Source organism: Phytobacter sp. (assembly GCF_059074235.1).
Genome location: NZ_JCACPZ010000004.1, coordinates 477,993 through 504,692, shown reverse-complemented (window position 1 = coordinate 504,692; position 26,700 = coordinate 477,993). Strand labels below are relative to the sequence as shown.

Below are 26,700 nucleotides of genomic sequence, written 5' to 3'. Positions count from 1 at the left end.
TGCTGATAAAAGGCAGCAAACGGCTTTTGCGCATTACCCACATGCCATTACCAGGACGCGCATCACGCGCATCGTAAAGGGGAGCGATTGAGTACTAAGAAGGGCGTCCCTGATACGAGCTTCCCGAATAATGGCGGGTAACAGGCAGAAGCTGCTCTGAGCGACCATTATAACACCCTGATAAAAAATGTGCCGAAAACATTCATCACGCGTGTAAAAACAGTTCTCGTGGCACCCAAAAATGGGATGGCATAGGCTGCTGTCGTGCCAGACCAAGATGCTCAAGGTAATCACGACGCGTAATTTCTACGGCCCCCAGCGAGGCGGTGTGCGTATTGAGCACCTGGCAATCAATCAGTTTACCACCTGCACGGGCAAAGGCATCGCAGAAGAGCATCAGTGCGGTTTTGGAGGCATTCAGCTTGCGGCTGAACATGGATTCACCGCAGAACAGCGTCCCCTGCGCCACACCGTACATTCCTCCGACGAGTTCATCGTCCTGCCAGACTTCGATAGAGTGCGCATGACCCAGTTCATGGAGACGATGATAAGCCAGGACAATATCAGAGGTTATCCACGTTCCCTCATCACGATCTTCGGCGCAGCCGTCGATGACACGACCAAATGCATGGTTGATGGTGACGCGATAGGGCGAGGTTTTGTGAAAGCGTTTCATGCTGCGGCTAACGTGAAAGTCTGCTGGCCAGAGTACGGCGCGTGGATCGGGCGACCACCAAAGGATAGGATCGCCGGGAGAAAACCAGGGGAAGATGCCGCGTTGATAGGCCATTAATAATCGGGCAGGGCTGAGATCCCCGCCGAGGGCCAGCAATCCATTGGGTTCGCGCAACGCCGCTTCTGGCGAAGGAAAAGCAATAGTGTGACGAGAAAGCTGGACCAGGCGCATAACTGCAACGCTCCACAACGCAACAATGAGTAATTCATAATGTATATCGTCATCTTCGTATTTCACTTTAGCGTCAGCGCAAGTTCAAACGAAAAATGACGATACAGACGGATTACAGACGCTGCTTAAACTGGTAGTAACGCCCCTGTTTCGCCATTAACGCTGCGTGATTACCTTGCTCAATTATTTCGCCGTTGTCCATCACAATAATCTGATCAAAATGTGACAAGCCGCGTAGGCGATGTGTGACCATGAGTAAGGTTTTTTCTTTCATGACTTGCTTAAGTAAATCAAGTATTTGACTCTCAGTCGCCGCGTCCAGCCCCTCGGTGGGTTCATCAAGAAGGACCAGCGGAGCATCGTGTAAAAGCGCCCTGGCAATCGCGAGCCTGCGGAGCTCACCGCCGGATAACTGGCGACCACCTTCACCAAGCCAGGCGTTCAGACCGCTCTCATCCAGCAGTTTTTCCAGCCCTACCTGGGTGAGCATCGCGGCTAGGGTTTCATCGCTGGCTTGCGGAGAAGCCAGAAGCAAGTTGTCGCGCAAAGTGGCGCTGAACAGATGGACCCGTTGGGGCACCATGCTGATACTCCCACGTAACGCTGTTTCACTCAGATTTGCGAGCGGCTTGTCGTTGAACAGGATCTGACCTGATTGCGGATCCCATGCACGAGTGAGCAGTTGTAGCAGCGTTGATTTGCCGCAACCGGTGCGTCCGAGTATTGCGACATGCTCTCCCGATGAAAGAGATAATGAGAGCTGATTGAGCGCATTCAGCGGTTGGCCGGGATAGGCAAAGGTGACATTACTGAGGTGCAGATTCACCTTTTCCAGTGGCGCGTCAGCGATATCCGGAAACGCGACTTCAGGCGGACAGTCGGTGATTTGCGTGATGCGTACCGCTGATGCAATGACCTGCCCCAGGTGCTGGAAAGCGCCCGTCACCGGCGCCAGTGCTTCAAATGCGGCCAGTGCACAAAAGACGAAGAGTGCGATAAGTGCGCCAGGTTGTGTGTCTCCACCCACGCCGCCTGCAGCCAGCCACAACATGGCAACCACCGCCGTGGCGCTGATCACTAACATTACGGCCTGTGCGGCTGCGGTTAAATCGGACTGGCGGCGCTGGGCGTCATGCCAGCTCAGTTCAGTATTTTCCATCTGTTCGCGATAACGCTGACTGGCACCAAAAATGGTTAACTCTGCCTGTCCTTGCAGCCAACTGGTTAGCTGCTGGCGATACTGACCACGTAAATGAGTCAGACTCTCACCCGTAGGTTTCCCCGCACGATAAAAGAGCGGCGGCAGAATAAATAGCGTTGCCAGCATAATGCCGCCCAGCGTCCAGGCCAGCGTCATGTCCAGAACACTCAGGCCTAATGTGATCACCACAATGACAACGAGTGCGCCTACAAGAGGCGAAATAACGCGCAGGTAGAGGTGATCCAGTGTATCGACATCTGCGACCACGCGGTTAAGCAACTCACCCTGACGAAAGCGAGCCAGCCCAGCAGGGGACAAAGGAAGCAACTTACTGAAGGTGCTGACGCGCAAATGTTGCAGCACACGGAAGGTTGCATCGTGGCTCACCAGGCGTTCAAAGTAACGTCCTGCGGTGCGAATAATGGCAGCACCACGTACTCCGGCTGCGGGCAACATATAGTTAAAGCTGTAAATTCCCGCGACACCCACTACCGCGGATGCGGACAGGAACCAACCGGACAGCGTCAGCAACCCAATACTTGCCAGCAATGTCACAATCGCCAGAATGACACCGAGGCTGAGCAGCCAGATATGGCGTTTGTAGAGTGCGAGGTAGGGGAGAAGTGCGCGCATTTAAATCGCCTCCTGACGGTGAGCGAGCAGAGTAGCAAACGCCCCATTAGTCTGAGAAAGCTCGGTAAATGAGCCCTGCTCAATGATGTGTCCGTTATCCATCACCCAAATGGTACTCCAGTCGGTTAATCCTTCCAGTTGATGCGTCACCATCAGGGTTGTCTGATGTGACGAGGCCTCATTGAGTGCCTGCATTACGCGTTGTTCACTATGGCTGTCCAGACTGGCTGCAGGTTCATCAAGCAACAAGAGTTTGCTTTCATCCAGCAAGGCACGTGCAACGGCCACACGCTGAGCCTGGCCTACGGACAGACGCGCACCCTGATCGCCCGTTGGCGTATCGAGGCCTTGCGGTAATAATGGTAAAAATTCACTCACCCAGGCTTTGTCGAGCACAGCCTGCAGTTCCGCATCGCTTGCATCCGGTCTGCCCAGCAGAATGTTTTCGCGTAGGGTCGTAGCCGGGAGCTGCGGGTTCTGACCCACCCAGCTAATTGCACGTCGCCAGGCATCTGGATCCAGGTCTCCTAACTCCACGCCATTAACCAGCAATGAGCCGTCATAGGGAAGAAAGCCGGAAAGCGCATTGATGAGGGAGCTTTTGCCTGAACCACTTTTTCCGACCAGCACAACGCGCTGGCCGGCAGGTAGGGTGAAGTTGAGTGGGCCGGCAAGTACGGCCCCGTCAGGGGATTTAAGGATCAGGTCTCGTGCCGTAAGGGTTATCGCCTCATCACTTTTTAACGTGATGTCACCGCGCTGTCGATGAGCGAGCGGGGCTTCCATAAAGGTTTTCAAACTGTCAGCCGCACCTATAGCTTGCGCTTTTGCATGATAAAACGTCCCCAGGTCACGCAGAGGCTGGAAAAATTCCGGTGCCAGAATTAGCGCGAGGAATCCGGCAAACAACGTGACCCCCGCCCCATAGTGACCAAAATTGAATTCACCGAGGTAAGAAAAGCCGAAATAGACCGCGACCAGTGCGATGGACAGCGAGGTGAAAAATTCGAGTACGCCGGATGATAAAAATGCGAGACGTAAGACTTCCATCGTGCGGCTACGAAAATCCTCAGAGGCCAGACGGATATTTTCTGTTTCAGCCGCGCCACGATTAAAAATACGCAGTGTTTCCATACCCCGTAAACGGTCAAGGAAATGCCCGCTCAAACGTGCCAGCGCTTTAAAGTTACGACGGTTTGCATCAGCGGCACCCATTCCCACCATCGCCATAAACAGAGGGATCAATGGGGCGGTGCATAACAGGATTAATGCGGCGGCCCAGTTAATGGGGAATATCGTAATAACAATCAACAGAGGCACACTGGCGGCCAGTGTCATCTGTGGCAGATAGCGGGCATAAAAATCATGCATGTCGTCAATCTGCTCAAGAATCAGCGTGGCCCAACTGCCAGCGGGTTTCCCCTGAATCCAGGCAGGACCAGCCTGTTGCAAGCGGTTGAGTACCCGGCGGCGGATCTCAAATCGGATATGGGCACCCGCATGGAACCCAACACGCTCGCGCAACCAGGTCACCCAACTGCGCAGGATAAAAGTCAGCACCAACAGTGCGAAGGGGAGCAGTAATGCTTCACGCGGGATATTCTCCATGATCAGCTGGTTCAGGATTTTCGCCAGCATCCAGGCTTGTGCGACGATCAGAACGCCACTCACCACTCCCAGAAGTCGGGACATCATGAGCCAGCGGCGGGAGATGACACTCTGCTGTTTTAACCAGCGTGTTAATTCTTGTTGACGGGTTTTATTCATTGCGCGCTTTGCAGGTGAAGTTATCGGATTTTTTTAGCTTCGCAATGTTACATCGGCACAAAAATAAAGGCGACTTATAGTCGCCTTATTTACCTTTGTTACTGACTTGTAAAGATTATTTACTTTCCTGAGCCAGACCGTCGAGATAGCGCTCGGCATCCAGCGCGGCCATGCAACCTGTCCCAGCAGAGGTGATAGCCTGACGGTAGATGTGGTCCATTACGTCGCCAGCAGCAAAGACGCCTGGGATACTGGTTTGCGTGGCATTACCATGAATACCGGACTGCACTTTGATGTAGCCGTTTTCCAGTTCTAACTGGCCAGCAAAGATCGCAGTGTTCGGGCTATGACCGATGGCGACAAACAGACCTGCTACGTCGAGTGACTCGACGGTATCGGTGTTTTGCGTATCGCGCAGACGCAGTCCACTCACACCCATCTGATCGCCGGTCACTTCTTCCAGCGTACGGTTGGTGTGCAGAACGATATTACCGTTAGCCACTTTTTCCATCAGACGTTTGATCAGGATTTTTTCAGCACGGAAAGAATCACGGCGGTGGATCAGATGCACTTCAGAGGCGATGTTAGCCAGATAAAGCGCCTCTTCAACGGCAGTATTGCCGCCACCAATTACCGCGACCTTCTGATTGCGGTAGAAGAAACCATCACAGGTTGCGCAGGCAGAGACGCCGCGGCCTTTAAATGCTTCTTCAGATGGCAGCCCCAGATAACGTGCAGACGCGCCTGTTGCGATGATTAATGCGTCACAGGTGTATTCGCCGCTGTCGCCGGTCAGGCGGAACGGACGATTCTGCAGATCAACGCTGTTGATGTGATCAAACAGAATCTGCGTATCGAATTTCTCGGCATGTTCATGCATGCGCTCCATCAGTAACGGCCCGGTCAGGTGATTCGGATCGCCCGGCCAGTTTTCCACCTCAGTTGTGGTGGTGAGTTGACCGCCTTTTTCCATACCTGTGATTAATACCGGTTCCAGGTTTGCACGCGCAGCATAGACCGCAGCGGTGTAACCCGCGGGGCCTGAACCCAGGATAAGCAGCTTACTGTGTTTGGCCGTACCCATGAAATCCTCGTTTTTATTTGCAGACATTGGTCTGGATTGTAGGGAATTTGTGGGCGTAAAAAAAGGGTGCAGCGGTTTTGTTAACGATATGTGTAATAGATAAAGCCGATGGAAAAGTTCAAGCGAATAATCGAAATATAACAATTTCTACTGAAAATTGGTCTGTTATAGGGGGATAACATGAGTATTCACTGACCGTGATGATGAATATCTGGCATGTTGTACTAAAAAAAGATGTTTTGCTTTGACAATCCCCTGCGCATTTGCGAAAACATCAAAGGAAGAAAAAAAAGCAGTGTTTCGCGCGTGATGCAAAGTCATGCATGTAAATGCCATTTTTACCGGGCTAGCGAAATCTACGCATGGTGTGGACAGATGCCATTCGTGATGTCGAAAGCTGCCTTCAGGCAACGGCTTCTTAATACAGACCCTGGGATTACGTGGTGCTAGTTTCTTATTAACACATCACACGTAAAGCGACGGGCAAAGACTCTGAACAGTGAAGTGCACAGGGTCAAGACAGGAGTAGGGAAGGAATACAGAGAGACAATAATAATGGTAGATAGCAAGAAGCGCCCTGGCAAAGATCTCGACCGCATTGATCGTAATATTCTGAACGAATTGCAAAAAGATGGGCGTATTTCCAACGTCGAGCTTTCTAAACGAGTAGGGCTTTCTCCTACGCCGTGCCTTGAGCGTGTGCGCAGGCTGGAAAGACAGGGTTTCATTCAGGGCTACACAGCGCTGCTGAACCCACATTATCTGGATGCATCACTTCTGGTATTTGTTGAGATTACTCTGAATCGTGGCGCGCCGGATGTGTTTGAGCAATTTAACTCCGCAGTACAGAAACTTGAAGAAATTCAAGAGTGTCATCTCGTATCTGGTGATTTCGACTACCTGTTGAAAACGCGTGTGCCAGATATGTCAGCCTACCGTAAGCTGTTAGGGGAAACCCTGCTGCGACTGCCAGGCGTGAATGACACCCGTACCTATGTGGTGATGGAAGAAGTCAAACAGAGCAATCGTCTGGTTATCAAGACGCGCTAATACGGAACAGGTGCAAAATCGGCTTTTTTTGATTACACTCCTGTTAATCCATACAGCAACAGTGCCGGGGCTTCCCGGCGCTGTTGTCCGTTTTAGCTGGAGAGCCTTACTTGAGCCAGGAATACACAGAAGACAAAGAAGTCACACTTACCAAGCTAAGCAGCGGGCGTCGACTCCTTGAGGCGTTGCTGATCCTCGTATCTCTGTTTGCCATCTGGCTGATGGCGGCACTTATTAGCTTTAATCCGTCCGATCCCAGTTGGTCACAAACTGCATGGCATGAGCCTATTCATAACTTAGGTGGCCAACCCGGTGCATGGCTGGCTGATACCTTATTCTTCGTATTTGGCGTTATGGCGTACACCATTCCGGTGATCATTATCGGCGGCTGTTGGTTTGCTTATCGCCATCGCGCCAACGAAGACTATATCGATTATTTTGCTGTTTCCCTGCGTTTAATTGGTGCACTGGCGCTGATTCTTACCTCCTGTGGTCTTGCCGCTATCAACGCCGATGACATTTGGTACTTTGCCTCTGGTGGCGTGATTGGTAGCCTGCTTAGCACCACCTTGCAACCCCTGTTACGCAGTAGCGGTGGGACGATCGCTTTGCTATGTGTTTGGGCGGCAGGGCTGACGCTCTTTACAGGTTGGTCATGGGTGACGATTGCGGAGAAGATCGGTAGCGTTATTCTTAGCATCCTGACTTTTGCCAGCAACCGTACCCGCCGCGACGACTCCTGGGTCGATGAAGAAGAATATGAGGATGACGAATATGAAGACGAGTCCTCAAGAGCCCCGCGTGAGTCACGTCGGGCGCGTATCATGCGAGGGGCGCTGGCGCGTCGCAAACGCGTGGCAGAAAAATTCAATAATCCCATGGGGCGAAAAACGGACGAGGCTCTGTTCTCCGGCAAGCGCATGGATGATGAAGGCAGCGATGAGGTCGAATACTCTGCGCGCGGTGTCCCTGCGGATGCTGATGATGTCCTGTTTTCCGGCAATCGCGCCACCCAGTCTGAACAAGATGCTTATGATCCGCTGCTCAGCGGATACCGGGCAACCGAACCATTAACTGCCGCTGCGGCTGACATGACAGCGGCTCAGGCTTATGCTGCGCCGTCGGCACCAGCCGCATACTCAGCGGAACAAGCTCCCGCCTGGCAGCCTGAGGCGCAAGAGCCATTCGCACCAGCAATTCCGGTTGCCGAGCAAGTGCCGCTTTCGCATTATGTTGCGCCAGTACAAGAAAGTGACTGGCAACCAACGCCTCCCGTTGTTGCTGAGCCTGCCGGGTATCAGGCTTATATGCCTGAGCCGGATTATGCTGCGCCTGAACTCGTAACTGAAACAGAACCGGCACCTGAGGTTGAAGAGGTGAAACAGGCGGCGCGTCCACCGCTTTACTATTTTGAAGAAGTGGAAGAGAAGCGTGCGCGTGAGCGTGAGCAACTCGCGGCCTGGTATCAACCGGTTCCTGAGCCGATGCAAGAGCCCGCTCGTCCTGTTACGCCAGCACCTACGTCTCCAGCGTTGGCTACGGTCGCACCTGTTGCGGTGTCGGTGGCATCAAGCCTGTCTGAATCTCCTGCAACGGATACCGGCAGCCCAATGTTCAGTCTGGCTGAAGGGGGGGCGGTACGTCAGCAGGTAAAAGAGGGCATTGGTCCACAATTGCCCCGCCCGAATCGTGTACGTGTTCCTACGCGTCGTGAACTGGCCTCTTATGGTATTAAATTACCCTCACAGCGGATGGCTGAAGAACGTGCACGTGCAGAACAACGCCCGCTGCATGAGCCGATGAACGATGATGAAGCCGATATGCTTCAGCAGCAGGAACTGGCCCAGCAGTTTGCAGCCAGTCAGCATAACCGTTATAGCGAAGAGTACACGTATGACGCGCCATCGACCCCTGTTTCACCTGAGCTCAGCGAAGATGAAGAGGCTGAAGCCGAGCTGGCTCGTCAGTTTGCCAGCAGCCAGCAGCAGCGTTACTCAAGCGACAGCTCGGTCGCGCCAGGTATGTTCTCACTGGATGATTTCGAGTTTTCGCCAACCAAAGCGCTGGTGGATGATGGCCCGAGTGAGCCGCTTTTTACACCGAGCGTAATGCCGGAAGCTGAGGTTCCACGACCTCAGTATGCCCCGCAGCAACCTGTTGCAGCTCATCAGCAGCCGCAAGCGCCGGCCCCTAAGGAAAGCCTGATTCATCCGTTGTTGATGCGTAATGGTGACAGCCGTCCGTTGCAGAAACCTACGACGCCGTTGCCTTCACTGGATCTGCTTACACCACCGCCGTCGCAGGTTGAGCCGGTCGATACGTTTGCGCTGCAACAGATGGCCCGTCTGGTTGAAGCCCGACTTGCTGATTTCCGTATCAAAGCGGATGTTGTGAATTATTCGCCGGGTCCGGTGATTACCCGCTTTGAGCTAAACCTGGCGCCAGGGGTAAAAGCCGCTCGTATTTCCAATTTGTCCCGCGACTTAGCCCGTTCATTGTCGACGGCTGCGGTTCGTGTTGTTGAAGTCATTCCTGGCAAACCTTACGTTGGTCTGGAGTTGCCGAATAAAAAGCGTCAGACCGTATATCTGCGTGAAGTGTTGGACTGTGCCAGTTTCCGCGATAATCCTTCTCCGTTGACCGTCGTCCTCGGGAAAGACATTGCCGGTGATCCGGTAACGGCCGATCTAGCGAAAATGCCTCACCTGTTGGTTGCGGGTACCACCGGTTCTGGTAAATCTGTGGGCGTTAACGCCATGATCCTCAGCATGCTCTATAAAGCGCAGCCTGAAGACGTTAAGTTCATCATGATCGACCCCAAAATGCTGGAGCTGTCCGTTTATGAGGGTATTCCGCACCTATTAACGGAAGTGGTCACCGACATGAAGGACGCGGCCAATGCGTTGCGCTGGAGCGTGAACGAGATGGAGCGTCGTTATAAGCTGATGTCCGCGTTGGGCGTTCGAAACCTGGCGGGCTATAACGACAAGATTGCCGAAGCCGCGAAGATGGGCCGCCCAATCCCTGATCCCTACTGGAAACCGGGTGACAGCATGGCTATCGAACATCCGGTACTGGAAAAGTTGCCGTATATTGTCGTTCTGGTGGATGAATTTGCTGACCTGATGATGACGGTCGGCAAGAAGGTTGAAGAACTGATCGCACGTCTGGCACAGAAAGCCCGTGCGGCAGGCATACATCTTGTACTGGCAACTCAGCGACCGTCGGTTGATGTAATTACAGGGCTTATCAAAGCGAACATCCCGACACGTATCGCCTTTACCGTATCAAGTAAAATTGACTCACGTACCATTCTTGATCAGGGCGGTGCAGAATCCTTGCTTGGGATGGGGGATATGCTTTACTCCGGTCCGAACTCGACCATCCCTGTTCGTGTCCATGGGGCTTTTGTGCGCGATGAAGAAGTGCATGCGGTTGTTCAGGACTGGAAAGCCCGTGGTCGCCCGCAGTATATCGACGGTATTACCTCTGACAGCGAAAGCGAAGGCGGTAGTGGCGGTTTCGATAGTGGAGAAGAGCTGGATCCGTTGTTCGATCAGGCCGTTAATTTTGTGACGGAAAAACGTAAAGCCTCGATTTCGGGTGTGCAGCGTCAGTTCCGTATTGGCTATAACCGCGCCGCGCGTATTATCGAGCAGATGGAAGCCCAGGGCATCGTGAGCGAGCAGGGGCACAATGGTAACCGTGAGGTCCTTGCCCCGCCGCCATTCGATTAAATGCAAAGATGGGTAAAGCGGTAAAATTTAAGTCTTTTCTCCTGTCACTCGTCCCGAACTGCTTTTAGAGTGACAGGAAGGTGCCTCATCCGGAGGCGATGAATTTAAGGAATAACAATGAAAAGAATCGCGATGGCTTGTGCATTAATCGGTAGCTTCATGGTCAGCAATGTCTGGGCTGATGCGTCCAGTGACCTGAAAAGCCGCCTTGATAAAGTGAACAGCTTCCATGCCAGTTTCACCCAGAAAGTAACGGATGGCAGTGGGGCTGCGGTGCAGGAAGGGCAAGGGGATTTATGGGTTAAACGTCCGAGCCTGTTTAACTGGCACATGACGCAACCCGATGAAAGTGTGCTGGTGTCAGACGGTAAAACGCTGTGGTTCTATAACCCGTTTGTGGAGCAGGCAACAGCCACTACGCTGACGGATGCCACCAGCAACACGCCCTTTATGCTTATTGCGCGTAACCAGAGCAGCGACTGGCAGAAATATAACATCGCTCAGAATGGCGATGATTTTGTCCTGACGCCGAAATCGGCCAGCGGTAACCTGAAACAGTTCACGATCAATGTGAGTCGTGATGGCACCATTCATCAGTTCAGTGCCATTGAGCAGGACGACCAGAAGAGCAGCTATCAGCTCAAATCTCAGCAAAACGGTAGCATTGATCCTTCTAAATTCACCTTTACCCCGCCAAAGGGCGTAACGGTTGACGATCAACGTAAGTAAGAGGCATGCGTGGGCAACCTGTCGCTCGACTTTTCCGATAATACATTTCAACCTCTGGCCGCTCGCATGCGGCCAGAAAATTTAGCGCAGTACATCGGTCAGCAGCATTTACTGGCTGCGGGGAAACCCTTACCCCGTGCAATAGAAGCCGGGCATCTGCACTCCATGATCCTTTGGGGGCCACCGGGTACAGGAAAGACCACGCTGGCGGAAGTAATTGCTCGCTACGCCAGTGCGGATGTCGAGCGCATTTCTGCCGTCACTTCCGGCGTCAAAGAGATCCGTGAAGCGATTGAGCGAGCGCGGCAAAACCGCAATGCCGGGCGTCGCACTATTCTGTTTGTGGACGAAGTCCATCGATTCAACAAAAGCCAGCAAGATGCTTTTCTGCCGCATATTGAAGACGGCACCATCACGTTTATTGGTGCGACGACTGAAAATCCCTCGTTTGAACTCAACTCCGCATTGCTCTCTCGCGCACGCGTCTATCTGCTCAAGTCTCTGACCACTGACGATATTGAACAGGTTCTGACCCAGGCAATGGAAGACAACGCACGCGGTTATGGTGGTCAGGACATCGTGCTACCAGACGATACCCGCAAAGCTATTGCTGAACTGGTTAACGGTGATGCACGGCGTGCACTGAATACGCTGGAAATGATGGCCGACATGGCCGAACTCGACGGTTCAGGGAAACGGGTGTTACAACCGACACTGTTGACGGAAATCGCCGGTGAACGCAGTGCGCGTTTTGATAACAAAGGTGACCGTTTTTACGATTTGATCTCGGCACTGCATAAATCTGTGCGGGGTAGCGCCCCTGATGCTGCGCTTTACTGGTATGCCCGGATCATCACGGCGGGAGGAGATCCTCTCTATGTTGCACGTCGCTGCCTGGCGATTGCTTCTGAAGATGTTGGCAATGCCGATCCCCGAGCTATGCAGGTGGCGATTTCGGCATGGGATTGCTTTACCCGCGTGGGCCCGGCGGAAGGTGAACGTGCTATTGCACAGGCGATTGTCTATCTGGCCTGTGCGCCGAAAAGTAATGCGGTCTATACCGCTTTTAAAGCCGCGATGGCCGATGCCCGTGAACGCCCGGATTACGATGTTCCCGTCCATTTGCGTAATGCGCCAACCAAATTGATGAAAGAGATGGGTTATGGCCAGGAGTATCGCTATGCCCATGACGAACCCAATGCCTACGCGGCTGGCGAGGTCTTTTTCCCTGAAGAAATAGCACAAACACGTTACTACTATCCGACGAACCGGGGTCTTGAGGGTAAGATTGGCGAAAAGCTCGCCTGGCTGGCTGAACAGGATCATAAAAGCCCCATAAAACGCTACCGTTGAGAGTGACCTTGCGGTAATGTTGTCGCTGTATCTCTGTGGCCGCAGGCTGTGGCCACTTTCTCATTATTTCAATTCGATAAGCACAGGATAAGCATGCTCGATCCCAATCTGCTGCGTACCGAGCCAGACGCAGTCGCAGAAAAACTGGCACGCCGGGGCTTTAAGCTGGATGTAGATAAGTTACGCGCTCTTGAAGAGCGTCGTAAGGTTTTGCAGGTAAACACTGAAAATCTGCAGGCAGAGCGTAACTCGCGATCGAAATCCATCGGCCAGGCTAAAGCACGCGGGGAAGACATCGAGCCTTTACGCCTGGAAGTGAACAAGCTGGGTGAAGATCTGGATGCTGCTAAGGCTGAGCTGGAAACGCTGCTGGCAGAAATCCGTGACATCGCGCTGGCCATCCCGAACACCCCGGACGACAGTGTTCCGGTGGGTAAAGACGAAAATGATAACGTTGAAGTGAAACGCTGGGGCACGCCGCGCCAGTTTGACTTTGACGTGCGTGACCACGTGACGCTGGGCGAAATGCATGGCGGGCTGGATTTTGCTGCTGCGGTTAAGCTGACCGGTTCCCGTTTTGTGGTCATGAAAGGCCAGATTGCTCATCTGCACCGTGCACTGGCGCAGTTCATGCTCGATCTGCATACCGAGCAACACGGTTACAGCGAAACCTATGTTCCTTATCTGGTGAACCATGACACCCTGTACGGTACGGGTCAGTTGCCGAAATTTGCAGGCGATCTGTTCCACACGCGCCCGCTGGATGAAGAGGCAGACAGCAGCAACTATGCGTTGATCCCAACTGCAGAAGTTCCGCTGACTAACCTTGTGCGCGACGAGATCATCGATGAAGACGATCTGCCGATCAAACTGACTGCGCACTCTCCGTGCTTCCGCTCCGAAGCCGGTTCCTATGGACGCGACACCCGCGGTCTGATCCGCATGCACCAGTTCGACAAAGTTGAGATGGTGCAAATTGTTCGTCCGGAAGAGTCCATGGCTGCTCTCGAAGAGATGACCGGTCATGCTGAAAAAGTACTGGAGTTGCTGGGCCTGCCGTACCGTCGCGTTGCGCTTTGCACCGGTGATATGGGCTTTGGCGCATGCAAAACCTACGATCTGGAAGTGTGGGTTCCGGCACAGAATACCTACCGTGAAATTTCCTCTTGCTCGAACGTCTGGGACTTCCAGGCTCGCCGCATGCAGGCGCGTTGCCGCAGCAAATCCGACAAGAAAACCCGTCTTGTTCACACGCTGAACGGTTCTGGTCTGGCGGTAGGTCGTACGCTTGTCGCCGTGCTGGAAAACTATCAGCAGGCTGATGGCCGTATTGAGATCCCGGAAGTGCTGCGTCCTTACATGCGCGGTGCTGAGTTCATCGGTTAATTCCTTCTCTATCTTAAGTATAAAGCGCCTTCGGGCGCTTTTTTTTTGCTCGCTTTGATACCAGGCAATAAACCACAATTATTGAGTGGTCATAATTACTGCCGTATTTCAGGATAAAAAACTAAAAATTTCAGATTTCGATATATACATATCTATATAGCGATTCTGAAGTGTTTCTTTTCGTGAGCAAAGTGAGTCTTTATGGAATCTAAAACCCCCGAAATGCTACTGGATGTAGAAGTCAGCCGACGCGGCCTGGTGAAAACCGGCGTGATGGGTGGGCTGGCGGTGGCAAGCAGCGCATTCACGCTACCTTTTTCCCGCTATGTTTCTGCGGCAGAGTCGTTGACTCCCTCGCCGGAGCGCGTTGTATGGAGCGCCTGTACTGTCAACTGCGGTAGCCGTTGCCCGTTACGTATGCATGTCGCAGATGGCGAAATTAAGTATGTTGAAACGGATAACACTGGTGACGATAACTACGATGGCCTGCATCAGGTGCGTGCATGTCTGCGCGGGCGCTCGATGCGCAGACGAGTCTATAACCCTGACCGATTAAAATATCCGATGAAACGCGTGGGTAAACGCGGTGAAGGGAAATTTGAGCGAATTAGCTGGGACGAGGCCTACAGCACTATTGCTGAAAATATGACCCGGCTGATTAAAGAGTATGGCAATGAATCCATCTACCTGAATTACGGAACCGGCACGTTAGGGGGAACCTTGACGCGTTCCTGGCCCCCGGGAAAAACCCTGATTGCACGGTTAATGAACTGCTGTGGCGGTTATCTGAACCATTATGGGGATTACTCCACCGCGCAAATTGCAGCCGGACTTAATTACACCTATGGCGGATGGGCGGACGGTAACAGCCCCTCAGACATTGAAAACAGCGATCTGGTCGTGCTGTTTGGCAACAACCCTGGTGAGACACGCATGAGCGGTGGTGGTGTGACTTACTACCTTGAACAGGCACGGCAGAAGTCGAATGCTCGGCTGATTATTATCGATCCGCGCTACACGGATACGGGGGCGGGACGAGAGGATGAATGGATCCCGATCCGCCCGGGTACTGATGCAGCCCTGGTGTCGGCTCTGGCTTGGGTGATGATCGATGAAAACCTGGTTGATCAGCCTTTCCTTGATAAATATTGTGTCGGTTACGATGAGAAAACGTTGCCTGCAGATGCGCCCGCAAATGGGCATTATAAAGCGCATATTTTGGGGCAGGGCAACGACGGTATAGCGAAAACGCCAGAATGGGCATCTGCCATTACCGGCATTCCTGCGGCCCGTATTGTGAAGCTGGCGCGGGAAATCGCCGGAGCAAAAGCCGCGTGTATCTCTCAGGGGTGGGGGCCGCAGCGCCACTCAAATGGTGAACTGGTTTCGCGGGCTATTGCCATGCTCGCTATCCTCAGCGGGAATGTTGGCATAAACGGCGGGAATTCTGGAGCCCGTGAAGGTTCGTATTCCTTGCCATTTGTTCGTATGCCGACGTTAGAAAATCCGGTACAGACCAGCATTTCCATGTTTATGTGGACCGATGCCATTGAACGTGGTCCGCAAATGACCGCTACGCGCGATGGTGTTCGCGGCAAAGACAAACTGGATGTCCCCATCAAGATGGTCTGGAATTACGCGGGAAACTGTCTGGTAAATCAGCATTCGCAAATCAATCGAACGCACGACATTTTACAGGACGATAAAAAGTGTGAGCTGATTGTGGTGATTGACTGCCATATGACCTCTTCGGCGAAGTACGCCGATATTCTTCTGCCTGACTGTACCGCATCAGAACAGATGGATTTCGCCCTTGATGCTTCCTGCGGCAACATGGCGTACGTGATTTTTAACGATCAGGTTATTAAGCCGCGTTTTGAATGCAAAACTATTTATGAGATGACAAGCGAGCTGGCGAAACGCCTGGGTGTTGAGCAGCAATTCACTGAAGGACGCACTCAGGAAGGCTGGATGCGCCATCTCTACGAACAATCCCGGGCAGCCATCCCGGCATTGCCGGAGTTTGATGCTTTCCGTAAACAGGGCATGTTTAAGCAACGTGATCCTGAAGGCCACCATGTGGCTTACAAAGCATTTCGTGCCGATCCTGATGCGAATCCGTTAACCACACCCTCAGGAAAAATCGAAATATACTCTGCGCAACTGGCCCGTATTGCCGCCACCTGGCAACTGGATAAAGACGATGTTATCGATCCCTTGCCGGTTTACAGTCCGGGTTTCGAGAGTCCGAACGATCCTCTGGTAAAAAAATGGCCATTGCAGCTCACCGGATTCCACTACAAATCACGAACCCATTCGACCTACGGTAATATCGATGTGCTGAAGGCAGCCTGTCGTCAGGAGATGTGGATCAATCCGATTGATGCGAAAGAGCGTGGCATTACTAACGGCGATCGGGTGCGTATTCGCAACGATCGCGGTGAAGTGCACATTGAAGCGAAGGTGACGCCGCGTATTATTCCGGGCGTCGTCGCATTGGGAGAAGGGGCGTGGTATGCGCCTGATGGAAAAGGGATCGATCAGGCTGGCTGTATCAATGTTCTGACCAGTCAGCGGCCATCACCGCTGGCGAAGGGAAACCCTTCTCATAGCAATCTCGTCCAGGTTGAGAAGGTTTAAGGAGTAGCCGATGACCACCCAATACGGATTTTTTATTGATTCCGCCCGCTGTACCGGCTGCAAAACCTGTGAGCTGGCCTGTAAAGATTACAAAGACTTAACCCCGGACGTCAGCTTTCGACGCATTTATGAATACGCAGGCGGGGACTGGCAGGAAGACAACGGCGTCTGGCACCAGAACGTCTTTGCCTACTATCTGTCGATTGCCTGCAACCACTGCGAAGACCCGGCCTGCACCAAAGTCTGCCCCAGCGGCGCGATGCACAAACGTGAGGACGGCTTTGTGGTGGTGGACGAAGATATCTGCATCGGCTGCCGCTACTGTCACATGGCCTGCCCGTACGGTGCGCCACAGTACAATGCGCAAAAAGGTCACATGACCAAATGCGATGGCTGTTACAGCCGCGTCGCTGAGGGTCACAAACCCATCTGCGTCGAGTCCTGCCCACTGCGGGCGCTGGATTTCGGTCCGATTGACGAACTGCGTAAAAAACACGGAGCACTGGCGGCCGTTGCGCCGCTTCCGGCTGCACGTTTCACCAAGCCGTGCATTGTGATTAAACCTAACGCCAACAGCCGCCCAACTGGGGATACCACCGGCTATCTGGCAAACCCGCGGGAGGTGTGAGATGGGTAACGGATGGCATGAATGGCCGCTGGTGTTGTTTACGGTGCTCGGGCAGTGCGTGGCGGGCGGGTTAATCGTGATGGGGCTGGCCTGGCTGGCGGCAAAAGATGACGCCGACAGCCAGCAGCGCATCACCCGCAGCATGTTCTTTCTTTGGGTGCTGATGGGCATCGGGTTTATCGCGTCGATGCTGCACCTGGGGTCCCCGATGCGCGCCTTCAACTCCCTGAACCGGGTGGGCGCTTCGGCGTTGAGTAATGAAATCGCCGCTGGTTCAGTCTTCTTCGCCGTGGGCGGTTTCTGGTGGCTGGTGACTCAGCTGGGCAAAATGCCGGCTACGCTGGGCAAACTCTGGCTGATGGTGAGCATGGTGCTGGGCGTGGTGTTTGTCTGGGCGATGACCCGGGTGTACCAGATTGACACGGTTCCGACCTGGCACTCGGCTTACACCACCGTCGGTTTCTTCCTGACGATGTTGCTCGGTGGTCCGCTGCTGGCGGCGCTGCTGCTGCGCGTGGCAAAAACGCCGTTTAACGGTGCGACCTTTGCCTCACTGAGCGTCGCCGCACTGCTGGCAAGCCTGGCGCTGGTCATGCTGCAGGCGATGAGCCTCAGCGCGGTACACAGTTCGGTGGTGCAGGCGAACGCACTGGTGCCGGATTACGGCAGTTTACAGGTATGGCGAATGGTGCTGCTGGTCGCGGGCCTGGGCTGCTGGATTTGCCCACTGGCGATGCGTAAATCCCCGCGTGTAACCAGCCTGCTTGCCGGTGTAACACTGGTGGTGGCCGGCGAGTTGATTGGCCGTGGTCTGTTTTACGGATTGCATATGACGGTCGGCATGGCGGTCGCCGGTTAATTCCCTCTCTCTGGCCGGGATTTTCCCCGGCCAGAGCTTATATTCATCATGAATTTTTTCTACTAAACATTTTGGAGGATAAAGTTAAATAAATCTTATTAATCAATAGAGTGCTTTTCACTAAGCATCGAGAACGAACACGCAGGATAAGTTTTATATATCGTCAGTGAATAAAACGTGCGGGTGCCCAAAATCAGTAGATTGACAATGTTTTTGCCAGTGGCATGATGCGCACGAATCTTGAACTTCCTCACGGTTTTAATCCATGACCACCTATACCCGGCCAGTGCTTTTATTGCTCTGTGGCCTGCTTCTGTTGACCCTTGCGATCGCAGTGTTGAACACGCTGGTCCCGCTTTGGCTCGCCCATGAAAACATGCCGACATGGCAGGTTGGTATGGTCGGCTCTTCCTATTTTACCGGTAATTTACTGGGAACGATGATGACGGGGTGGCTTATCCAGCGGATGGGCTTTAATCGCACCTATTATTTTGCCTCGCTGATTTTCGCCGTGGGCTGTGCAGGGCTGGGCTTTAATATCGGATTCTGGAGCTGGCTGACCTGGCGTTTCGTTGCCGGGGTCGGTTGCGCCATGATTTGGGTCGTGGTGGAAAGTGCTCTGATGCGCAGCGGTACGTCAGGAAATCGTGGACGCCTGCTTGCGGCATATATGATGGTCTATTACGTCGGTACGGTGCTGGGGCAGGTGATGGTCAGCAAATTGCCCACCGACCTGATGAGCGTTCTCCCGTGGGCGGTGGGCCTGGTGTTGGCCGCGATTTTACCGCTACTGTTTACCCATATCACCGGGCAACATGATGAAGTGCAAAGCACGACTTCAGTATGGCCGATGTTCCGTTTGCGCCAGGCGCGTCTCGGTGTCAACGGTTGTATTATTTCCGGTATTATTCTCGGCTCGTTATACGGCTTAATGCCACTCTATCTCAATCATCAGGGTGTGAGCGATTCAGGCATTGGATTCTGGATGGCGCTGATGGTCAGTGCGGGCATTGTCGGGCAGTGGCCAATAGGTCGACTCGCGGATCGTTTTGGCCGCTTGCTGGTACTGCGCGTACAGGTATTCGTGGTCATTCTGGGGTGTGTAGCGATGCTGGGCAACGCAGCGATGGCTCCGGCTCTGTTCGTATTAGGTACCGCCGGGTTTACGCTGTATCCGGTTGCGATGGCCTGGGCTTGCGAGAAAGTGGAATATCATCAGCTGGTGGCGATGAATCAGGCGCTGCTGTTAAGCTACACCATCGGCAGCCTGTTAGGCCCAACCCTGACCGCAATGCTTATGCAGAGCTATTCAGACAGCCTGTTGTTTATCATGATTGCCTGCGTGTCATTTATTTACCTGATGATGCTGATGCGCAAAGCCGGTCACCATCCGACACCTGTCGCACATGCCTGAAAAAAAGCCCGCCGGAGATTCCGCGGGCTTTTTACTTTTATGCCTTCCGACAAAGAAACTGGTGCGGGTTCAGTACATCACCTTGTGACCGTACTGTTCGAGAATACCTTTCACGCGTTCCATGGTCTCTTTCTTCGGTGGATGAATACCATCCAGTTTGTACTCTTCACCCATCGCGACCCATTTGTGTTTACCCAACTCGTGGTACGGCAGTAACTCGATTTTTTCGACGTTACCCATATCGCGGGTAAATTCGCCCAGACGGTGTGCGGAATCATCATCGTCTGACCAGCCCGGTACGACGACGTAACGGATCCAGACGTTGATATTCTTATTGGACAGGTATTTGGCGAATTCCAGCGTGCGGTGGTTGGATACGCCCACCAGGTTCTGGTGGATCTCATCATTCATCTGCTTGAGATCGAGCATCACCAGGTCGGTCACTTCCAGTAATTCATCAACAACCGGATCGTAGCGACGCACGAAACCGTTGGTATCAAGGCAGGTGTGAATGCCTTCTTTTTTACAGGCACGGAACCAGTCACGTACGAATTCGGCTTGCAACATCGCTTCGCCGCCGGAGGCTGTGACGCCGCCCCCTGATGCATTCATAAAGTGACGATAGGTCACCACGTCTTTCATGAGTTCATCAACGGTTATTTCTTTGCCACTGTGTGTGTCCCAGGTGTCACGGTTGTGACAGTAGAGACAGCGCATCAGGCAGCCCTGGAAGAAGGTAATGAAACGGATACCTGGGCCATCAACAGTGCCACAGGATTCAAAGGAGTGGATGCGACCAATCACTGACATTGCGGTGTATTCTCCAGATATGGCCCATCCGGGGCCTGTATTGATGCACAGCTCAATCCGGCTGTGTTTAAGTCTATTTTGGCTGATATCCATCGTTTTAGTATAGATATCTGACAAAGCAGACTGGGGGAGGGGTGTTAAAAAGGCCCCACTGACGTGGAGCCTTTATTGTACGCTTTTTACTTCGCGATTTCAGTCAATACCATTACATGGTCTGAGTGAAAGTACGGGTAATAACGTCCTGCTGCTGTTCTTTAGTCAGGGAGTTAAAACGTACTGCGTAGCCAGATACACGGATGGTCAGCTGCGGATATTTTTCCGGGTTTTCCATCGCGTCGAGCAGCATTTCGCGGTTCATTACGTTCACGTTGAGGTGCTGACCACCTTCGATAGAAGACTCGTGGTGGAAGTAACCATCCATCAGGCCTGCCAGGTTAGTTTTACGCACTTCATCGTCTTTGCCCAGTGCGTTTGGAACGATAGAGAAGGTATAAGAGATACCATCTTTAGCGTAAGCAAACGGCAGTTTAGCAACGGAGGTCAGAGAGGCAACTGCACCTTTCTGGTCACGGCCGTGCATTGGGTTAGCACCTGGTCCGAACGGTGCGCCAGCACGACGACCGTCTGGGGTGTTACCGGTTTTCTTACCATACACAACGTTAGAGGTGATGGTCAGAACAGACTGAGTCGGGATAGCGTTACGGTAAGTAGTCAGTTTCTGAATTTTCTTCATGAAACGTTCTACCAGGTCAACCGCCATGTCATCAACGCGAGCGTCGTTGTTACCAAACTGCGGGTATTCGCCTTCGATTTCGAAGTCGATAGCCAGACCGTCTTCGTCACGAATTGGTTTAACTTTCGCATGTTTGATTGCAGACAGGGAGTCAGCTGCAACGGACAGACCAGCGATACCACACGCCATGGTGCGAACGACGTCACGGTCATGCAGTGCCATCAGAGACGCTTCGTAGCTGTATTTGTCGTGCATGTAGTGGATAACGTTCAGAGCGGTGACATACTGTTTAGCCAGCCAGTCCATGAAGTGATCCATACGATCCATGACTTCGTCGAATTTCAGGACGTCGCCTTTGATAGGTTCAGATTTCGGACCCACCTGGATTTTCAGTTTTTCATCAACGCCGCCGTTGATAGCGTACAGCATGGTTTTCGCGAGGTTAGCGCGAGCACCGAAGAACTGCATTTGTTTACCAACAACCATCGGGCTTACGCAGCAAGCAATCGCGTAATCGTCGTTGTTGAAGTCCGGACGCATCAGATCGTCGTTCTCGTATTGCAGAGAAGAGGTGTCGATGGAGACTTTAGCAGCGTATTTTTTGAAGTTCAGTGGCAGTTTTTCAGACCACAGAATGGTGATGTTCGGCTCCGGAGACGGCCCCATGGTGTACAGGGTGTTCAGGAAACGGAAGCTGTTTTTGGTCACCAGAGTACGGCCATCAACGCCCATACCTGCGATGGATTCAGTTGCCCAGATCGGGTCACCGGAGAACAGTTCATCATATTCAGGAGTACGCAGGAAGCGAACCATACGCAGTTTCATGACCAGGTGGTCAACCATTTCCTGCGCTTCTTGTTCGGTGATTTTGCCTGCTTTCAGGTCGCGTTCGATGAACACGTCCAGGAAGGTAGCGGTACGACCGAAGGACATTGCTGCGCCGTTCTGGGATTTAACTGCGGCCAGGTAACCGAAGTAAGTCCACTGAATAGCTTCCTGAGCGGAGGTTGCTGGAGCAGAGATATCGCAGCCATATTTTGCTGCCATTTCTTTAATCTGACCCAGTGCGCGGTGCTGTTCGGAGATTTCTTCACGCAGACGGATAGTGGCTTCCAGGTTAACGCCATTTTCCATGTCAGACTGCAGAGACAGGAACTGTGCGTATTTGTCTTTCAGCAGGAAGTCGATACCGTACAACGCAACACGACGGTAGTCACCGATGATACGGCCACGGCCATAAGCATCCGGCAGGCCGGTCAGAACACCAGACTTACGGCAGTTCAGGATGTCTTTGGTGTAAACATCAAATACGCCCTGGTTGTGAGTTTTGCGGTAGTCGGTGAAGATTTTTTTCAGTGCTGGATCCAGCTCGCGATTGTACGCTTTGCAGGAACCTTCAACCATTTTGATACCACCGAACGGGATGATCGCACGTTTCAGTGGAGCTTCGGTCTGCAGACCAACGATTTTCTCAAGGCTTTTGTTGATGTAGCCAGCGTCGTGAGAAGTAATAGTTGACGCAACAGAGGTGTCGAAATCAACAGGCGCATGGGTGCGGTTTTCCTGTTTAACACCTTCCATAACTTTATCCCACAGCGTGGTGGTCGCATCAGTTGCGCCCGCCAGGAAGGATTCATCACCCTCATAAGGGGTATAGTTTTTCTGGATGAAGTCACGTACGTTTACTTCTTTCTGCCAGTCACCTTTCGCAAAACCTTCCCAGGCTGTGGCTAGTTTTTCATTAAGCTCGGACATGTAACACCTACCTTCTTAAGTGGATTTTTTATTTACTGCCTGAGACAACCATTAATGGTGATCGTCGCCACGCAGGTAAATGACCCAGTATGTCAACCCAACTAACAATCCTCCACCAATGATATTCCCAATTGTTACAGGAATCAGATTATCAGTGATGAAATTTGCAATAGTCAGGTGAGAAAAGTTTTCCGGGCTGGAACCAATAGCGGTCCAGAACTCCGGGGTCGCAAAGTTACGAATTAAGATACCCATCGGGATCATAAACATGTTTGCGATACTGTGCTCAAAACCGCTGGCTACAAACATGCCCACCGGCAGAACCATAATTAATGCTTTATCTGTCAGGCTGCGGCCGGAATAACTCATCCATACCGCCAGGCAGACCATCAGGTTTGCTAAAATGCCCAGTGCAACGGCTTCAACAAAAGTATGATGCAACTTGTGGTCAGCTGTTTGCAGGACGTTTAAGCCCCAGCCACCGTTTGCCACCATATACTCGCCAGACAACCAAATCAGTAAGACGAAGAGCAGCGCGCCAATCAAGTTACCGATATAGACGTTTGCCCAATTGCGAGCCAGTTGGCCCCAGGTAATACGTCCGCTGGCTTTAGCGACCACGATCAACACAGTTGATGTAAAGAGGTCAGCGCCGCAGATGACGCAAAGGATCAGCCCTAATGAGAAGCACACACCACCAATAAGTTTAGCAATGCCAAAGGGCATCGATGCTGTACCTGTTGTGGCAGTAATATAGAAAACAAAAGCGATGGAGATAAAGACGCCTGCTGTAATCGCCAAAAAGAACGTCGTCAGCGGTTTCTTTGTTGCTTTATAGACACCTGCTTCTTCGGCAACTTTTGCCATCGCAGCTGGAAGTATTAGATCAAAAGGGTTGTCAGCTTTCACACTAACTCTCTCTTTGTTTAAGTCGGCGAGGAGATACTAACAAAGCATTATAGAAGAGAATTTGATATGGATCATATCTCGCCTGGCTAATGGTACCGCAAAGCGCAGGGTTTTAGCACGATTGCGAAGTAACTTGTTGATTATCAAAATAAAAATAAAGTTTAAAGTTTGCAAAAAGTGTTGAAAATTTTTATACGGCCTCCCGTGAAACAGTTAATTAAAATGGAGTAATTGCCATAAAAAGTAACAATAAGCCCTGGGTATTAATATATATATTTACCCATAATTAACTTAATTATCACAATTGGCGTGCATTGCCGAAATATAAATAAAACGGGGCAATGAAATTGCCCCGTAATATAACGTAGACCTGTCATTAAGCCTACATTTTGTCGTACTACTTGTCGTTATTTCGACCAGAAAGCACGTTTAGCACGTTGTAATTTTTCGTAAGCGGCTAACAACGCCTGATGGGCCGGGAAGGCTTCCAGTGTGCCATCTGCAGGTTGCAGACCGAAGAACGGCTCTTCACCACTTAATGCTGCACTTGCTGATTCGACAGCAGCCGAACCGTACATCCGCACAAATGCATTCAGATACTGAAGCGGCTGGCGCTCCTCTTCCTGCGAGAGCAGTAACAAGGTCTGCAGGCAACGATAGTAATTGGCACGTTCTGCCGTGAAGACAGAGCCGTTGAATTCAATCGTCCACTCAACCCAGGACAGCGCCTGCTCCAGATCACCGCCTGCCAGTGCAAGCATGGCTTTCAGCTCGCCAATACGCAGTGTGAACCAGCCGTTGTCTTTACCGGTAGCCAGACCGAGTAACTCACGCACTCGGGTAAAGTCGTCATGACCTTCTTCATCAAGCTGCTCGATCAGATTCAGGTAGTCTTCTTTCTCCCATTCACTGCCTGGCAGAGAGAGGATCGTTTCGCGCAGATGAGTGCCCATGGCATTGTTTGCCAGCCACAGATCTTCAGCAGGATAAATGTCAGACATACCCGGCACCAGGATACGGCAGGCATAAACGCCCAGGTGTTCGTAGTCGGCAATGTACACTTCTTTATCTTCCGCGTTGAAGATAGCCATCAGGGTGGCGAACTCTTCTTCCGTCGTGCCAGCAAAACTCCAGTCAGCAAACGGATAGTCAGCGTCCTGCTTGAACAGATCCCAGGAGATGGAACCGCTGGAATCAATGAAGTGTGTTTCGAGGTTGGTATGTTCTGCGACTTCTTCGTCATCGAACGTTGGCGGGGTAAAGACATCCAGATCTTTCAGACCACGACCCTGCAACAGCTCAGTGACGGTACGCTCCAGCGCCACACCGAAGTCCGGGTGCGCACCAAAGGAAGCAAAACAGGTTCCGTTGGCTGGGTTAAACAGCACAACACAAATGACCGGATACTGACCGCCCAGTGAACCATCGTAAGCAAAAATTGGGAAACCTTCAGCTTCAAGTTTCTCAATAGAGGCGACAACACCCGGGTAGCGTGCCAGCACATCTGCAGGAATTTCCGGCAGGCTGATGCGTTCGCTGATGATGCGATTTTTGATGTGACGCTCGAAGACTTCAGACAAGCCCTGAACACGCGCTTCGTTAGCGGTGTTGCCTGCGGACATGCCATTAGAGACATACAGGTTACCGACGATGTTCATCGGAATGTAGACGGTCTGCGCGTCGGACTGGCGGGTAAAGGGCAGGGCACAGATGCCACGCGCTTCATTGCCAGACTGCAAATCCACGAGCATGCCTGCGGTCAGTTCGTTCTCCGGATCATAAAACGCACGCAGGCGGGTATCCAGAATGCCTTCCGGCAGCTCGTCATCTTCCGGCAGCGGGAACCATTTTTCGTTCGGGTAGTGAACGAACGGGCCATTGGCAATGGTGTCGCCCAGCCAGAAATCAGCGAAGAAGTAGTTGGTGGACAGACGCTCAAAATATTCACCCAGTGCGGAAGCCAGAGCCGCCTTCTTGGTGGCACCTTTACCGTTAGTGAAACACAGCGCACTGTCTTTATCGCGAATATGCACTGACCAGACATTCGGTACCGGGTTCAGCCAGGAAGCCTCTTCGATATTAAAGCCAAGATCGAGCAGTTTTTGCTGGAAGCGAGCGATGGAATCTTCCAGTGCGGCGTCTTTGCCGGGGATATAGGTTTGCGTCATAGCAGCAGTCACTTTTTTTGTACGTAAAGCGGGCGATCATACGGGTTTTATGTGACTGACGCTATCTTCACCGGGCGGTCGGCGAAAATAAAACTTTTGACTATGCTTATGTAACGTAAATAGCTGCTAAGGCATTAAAAATGAAAGCGTTTGATCTACATCGTATGGCGCTTGATAAGGTGCCGCTTGATTTTCTCTGGGAAGTCTCGCTTCGTAGCCTTTATACCTTTGTTTTGGTCTTCTTATTTCTCAAAATTACAGGTCGCCGTGGCGTGCGGCAGATGTCGCTGTTTGAAGTGTTGATTATCCTGACGCTGGGCTCGGCGGCTGGGGATGTGGCGTTCTACGATAATGTTCCTATGTTGCCCGTGCTGGTGGTGTTCATCACATTGGGGCTGCTTTATCGACTGGTTATGTGGCTCATGGCCCATAGTGAAAGATTAGGGGATTTGTTGGAAGGCAAACCTGTCGTCGCTGTCGAAAATGGCCAACTGGCGTGGGAAAAGCTTGAGGCGGAAAACATCACGGAGTACGAATTTTTTATGGAACTGCGCCAGGGTAGCGTGGATCACCTCGGACAGGTACGGCTGGCTATACTCGAAACTAATGGTCAGCTCAGCGTTTATTATTACCCGGATGACGAAGTGAAACCAGGTCTGTCTATTTTACCCGCAACCTTTTCCACCCGTTACACCACGGTGCCGGATGCTTCCGACTATGCCTGTACACGTTGTAGCCTGGTGATGGCAATGCATCAGGGAGAGCATCAATTATGTCCGCGCTGCGCAAATCCAGAATGGTCGAAGGCCAGCCGGGCAATTCGCATCACCTGATAGCAATTATGTCGGTTTTATGACGATTAACCGGGAGAATGTTTTGTGTGAAGTAGAGCACATTTGCGAGGTCATAAGTTTTAGACATTGCGGCGCGTGTCACT

General features: G+C 52.2%; 18 protein-coding genes. 10 read left to right on the top strand and 8 right to left on the bottom strand.

Going from position 1 to position 26,700, the window contains the following annotated elements; genetic code table 11:
* Positions 1 to 205 precede the first annotated feature (205 nt).
* The 4 genes from aat to trxB form a co-directional block, all read right to left on the bottom strand.
* A complete protein-coding gene (aat, locus tag AC5JPW_RS06405; protein WP_494241146.1) occupies positions 206 to 907 on the bottom strand; it encodes a leucyl/phenylalanyl-tRNA--protein transferase in 702 nt (233 codons plus the stop codon).
* A 112-nt stretch (positions 908 to 1,019) separates the two neighbouring features.
* On the bottom strand, positions 1,020 to 2,741 hold the full coding sequence (gene cydC / locus AC5JPW_RS06400) for a heme ABC transporter ATP-binding protein/permease CydC (RefSeq protein ID WP_494239003.1): 1,722 nt from the start codon (positions 2,739 to 2,741) through the stop codon (positions 1,020 to 1,022).
* The gene (cydD, locus tag AC5JPW_RS06395) at positions 2,742 to 4,508 is read right to left on the bottom strand and encodes a heme ABC transporter permease/ATP-binding protein CydD (protein WP_494239002.1); all 1,767 of its coding nucleotides are present in this window, start codon (positions 4,506 to 4,508) and stop codon (positions 2,742 to 2,744) included.
* Between the two features lie 115 nt (positions 4,509 to 4,623).
* On the bottom strand, positions 4,624 to 5,592 hold the full coding sequence (trxB, locus tag AC5JPW_RS06390) for a thioredoxin-disulfide reductase (RefSeq protein ID WP_494239000.1): 969 nt from the start codon (positions 5,590 to 5,592) through the stop codon (positions 4,624 to 4,626).
* A 555-nt stretch (positions 5,593 to 6,147) separates the two neighbouring features.
* Here trxB and lrp point away from each other — a divergent pair.
* From lrp to AC5JPW_RS06345, 9 genes are all read left to right on the top strand, one after another.
* The gene (gene lrp, locus AC5JPW_RS06385; protein WP_002439523.1) at positions 6,148 to 6,642 is read left to right on the top strand and encodes a leucine-responsive transcriptional regulator Lrp; all 495 of its coding nucleotides are present in this window, start codon (positions 6,148 to 6,150) and stop codon (positions 6,640 to 6,642) included.
* Positions 6,643 to 6,752: 110 nt separating this feature from the next.
* Positions 6,753 to 10,379 carry a DNA translocase FtsK 4TM domain-containing protein gene (locus tag AC5JPW_RS06380; protein ID WP_494238997.1) on the top strand — a complete coding sequence of 1,209 codons (3,627 nt, stop codon included), beginning with the start codon at positions 6,753 to 6,755 and terminating at the stop codon, positions 10,377 to 10,379.
* Between the two features lie 117 nt (positions 10,380 to 10,496).
* Positions 10,497 to 11,108: an outer membrane lipoprotein periplasmic chaperone LolA gene (gene lolA, locus AC5JPW_RS06375; protein WP_494238995.1), complete on the top strand. Its 612-nt coding sequence runs from the start codon at positions 10,497 to 10,499 to the stop codon at positions 11,106 to 11,108.
* 9 nt (positions 11,109 to 11,117) lie between these two features.
* On the top strand, positions 11,118 to 12,461 hold the full coding sequence (gene rarA, locus AC5JPW_RS06370) for a replication-associated recombination protein RarA (RefSeq protein ID WP_494238993.1): 1,344 nt from the start codon (positions 11,118 to 11,120) through the stop codon (positions 12,459 to 12,461).
* 93 nt (positions 12,462 to 12,554) lie between these two features.
* Complete coding sequence (serS, locus tag AC5JPW_RS06365) at positions 12,555 to 13,847, top strand: serine--tRNA ligase (RefSeq protein ID WP_494238991.1); 1,293 nt, start codon at positions 12,555 to 12,557, stop codon at positions 13,845 to 13,847.
* Positions 13,848 to 14,048: 201 nt separating this feature from the next.
* On the top strand, positions 14,049 to 16,487 hold the full coding sequence (gene dmsA, locus AC5JPW_RS06360; protein WP_494238989.1) for a dimethylsulfoxide reductase subunit A: 2,439 nt from the start codon (positions 14,049 to 14,051) through the stop codon (positions 16,485 to 16,487).
* 10 nt (positions 16,488 to 16,497) lie between these two features.
* Complete coding sequence (locus AC5JPW_RS06355) at positions 16,498 to 17,115, top strand: DMSO/selenate family reductase complex B subunit (protein WP_494238987.1); 618 nt, start codon at positions 16,498 to 16,500, stop codon at positions 17,113 to 17,115.
* Position 17,116: 1 nt separating this feature from the next.
* The gene (locus AC5JPW_RS06350) at positions 17,117 to 17,974 is read left to right on the top strand and encodes a dimethyl sulfoxide reductase anchor subunit family protein (protein WP_494238985.1); all 858 of its coding nucleotides are present in this window, start codon (positions 17,117 to 17,119) and stop codon (positions 17,972 to 17,974) included.
* A 265-nt stretch (positions 17,975 to 18,239) separates the two neighbouring features.
* Positions 18,240 to 19,388 carry an MFS transporter gene (locus tag AC5JPW_RS06345; RefSeq protein WP_494238983.1) on the top strand — a complete coding sequence of 383 codons (1,149 nt, stop codon included), beginning with the start codon at positions 18,240 to 18,242 and terminating at the stop codon, positions 19,386 to 19,388.
* Between the two features lie 69 nt (positions 19,389 to 19,457).
* Here AC5JPW_RS06345 and pflA read toward each other — a convergent pair whose 3' ends face one another.
* The 4 genes from pflA to ycaO all read right to left on the bottom strand — a co-directional run bounded on the left by pflA (position 19,458) and on the right by ycaO (position 25,763).
* On the bottom strand, positions 19,458 to 20,198 hold the full coding sequence (gene pflA / locus AC5JPW_RS06340; protein WP_494238981.1) for a pyruvate formate lyase 1-activating protein: 741 nt from the start codon (positions 20,196 to 20,198) through the stop codon (positions 19,458 to 19,460).
* A gap of 205 nt (positions 20,199 to 20,403) precedes the next feature.
* Positions 20,404 to 22,686 carry a formate C-acetyltransferase gene (gene pflB, locus AC5JPW_RS06335; RefSeq protein ID WP_494238979.1) on the bottom strand — a complete coding sequence of 761 codons (2,283 nt, stop codon included), beginning with the start codon at positions 22,684 to 22,686 and terminating at the stop codon, positions 20,404 to 20,406.
* Between the two features lie 51 nt (positions 22,687 to 22,737).
* Positions 22,738 to 23,595 (bottom strand): formate transporter FocA, encoded by an 858-nt coding sequence (gene focA / locus AC5JPW_RS06330; protein ID WP_494238977.1) that lies wholly within the window; start codon positions 23,593 to 23,595, stop codon positions 22,738 to 22,740.
* A 407-nt stretch (positions 23,596 to 24,002) separates the two neighbouring features.
* Positions 24,003 to 25,763, bottom strand: coding sequence for a 30S ribosomal protein S12 methylthiotransferase accessory factor YcaO (gene ycaO, locus AC5JPW_RS06325; protein ID WP_494238976.1), 1,761 nt, complete (start codon positions 25,761 to 25,763; stop codon positions 24,003 to 24,005).
* A gap of 140 nt (positions 25,764 to 25,903) precedes the next feature.
* On the opposite strand from ycaO, the gene AC5JPW_RS06320 reads away from it, so the two are divergent.
* On the top strand, positions 25,904 to 26,596 hold the full coding sequence (locus AC5JPW_RS06320; protein WP_494238974.1) for a DUF421 domain-containing protein: 693 nt from the start codon (positions 25,904 to 25,906) through the stop codon (positions 26,594 to 26,596).
* The last annotated feature ends 104 nt before the right edge of the window (positions 26,597 to 26,700 follow it).

What these genes read in the sequence shown, in the direction of transcription:
- AC5JPW_RS06345 (WP_494238983.1), top strand. Translation starts at nt 18,240, where the DNA reads ATGACCACCTATACCCGGCCAGTGCTTTTATTGCTCTGTGGCCTGCTT.
- ycaO (WP_494238976.1), bottom strand. Translation starts at nt 25,763, where the DNA reads ATGACGCAAACCTATATCCCCGGCAAAGACGCCGCACTGGAAGATTCC.
- AC5JPW_RS06320 (WP_494238974.1), top strand. Translation starts at nt 25,904, where the DNA reads ATGAAAGCGTTTGATCTACATCGTATGGCGCTTGATAAGGTGCCGCTT.
- trxB (WP_494239000.1), bottom strand. Translation starts at nt 5,592, where the DNA reads ATGGGTACGGCCAAACACAGTAAGCTGCTTATCCTGGGTTCAGGCCCC.
- serS (WP_494238991.1), top strand. Translation starts at nt 12,555, where the DNA reads ATGCTCGATCCCAATCTGCTGCGTACCGAGCCAGACGCAGTCGCAGAA.
- lrp (WP_002439523.1), top strand. Translation starts at nt 6,148, where the DNA reads ATGGTAGATAGCAAGAAGCGCCCTGGCAAAGATCTCGACCGCATTGAT.
- AC5JPW_RS06350 (WP_494238985.1), top strand. Translation starts at nt 17,117, where the DNA reads ATGGGTAACGGATGGCATGAATGGCCGCTGGTGTTGTTTACGGTGCTC.
- pflA (WP_494238981.1), bottom strand. Translation starts at nt 20,198, where the DNA reads ATGTCAGTGATTGGTCGCATCCACTCCTTTGAATCCTGTGGCACTGTT.
- dmsA (WP_494238989.1), top strand. Translation starts at nt 14,049, where the DNA reads ATGGAATCTAAAACCCCCGAAATGCTACTGGATGTAGAAGTCAGCCGA.
- aat (WP_494241146.1), bottom strand. Translation starts at nt 907, where the DNA reads ATGCGCCTGGTCCAGCTTTCTCGTCACACTATTGCTTTTCCTTCGCCA.
- pflB (WP_494238979.1), bottom strand. Translation starts at nt 22,686, where the DNA reads ATGTCCGAGCTTAATGAAAAACTAGCCACAGCCTGGGAAGGTTTTGCG.
- AC5JPW_RS06355 (WP_494238987.1), top strand. Translation starts at nt 16,498, where the DNA reads ATGACCACCCAATACGGATTTTTTATTGATTCCGCCCGCTGTACCGGC.
- lolA (WP_494238995.1), top strand. Translation starts at nt 10,497, where the DNA reads ATGAAAAGAATCGCGATGGCTTGTGCATTAATCGGTAGCTTCATGGTC.
- cydC (WP_494239003.1), bottom strand. Translation starts at nt 2,741, where the DNA reads ATGCGCGCACTTCTCCCCTACCTCGCACTCTACAAACGCCATATCTGG.
- cydD (WP_494239002.1), bottom strand. Translation starts at nt 4,508, where the DNA reads ATGAATAAAACCCGTCAACAAGAATTAACACGCTGGTTAAAACAGCAG.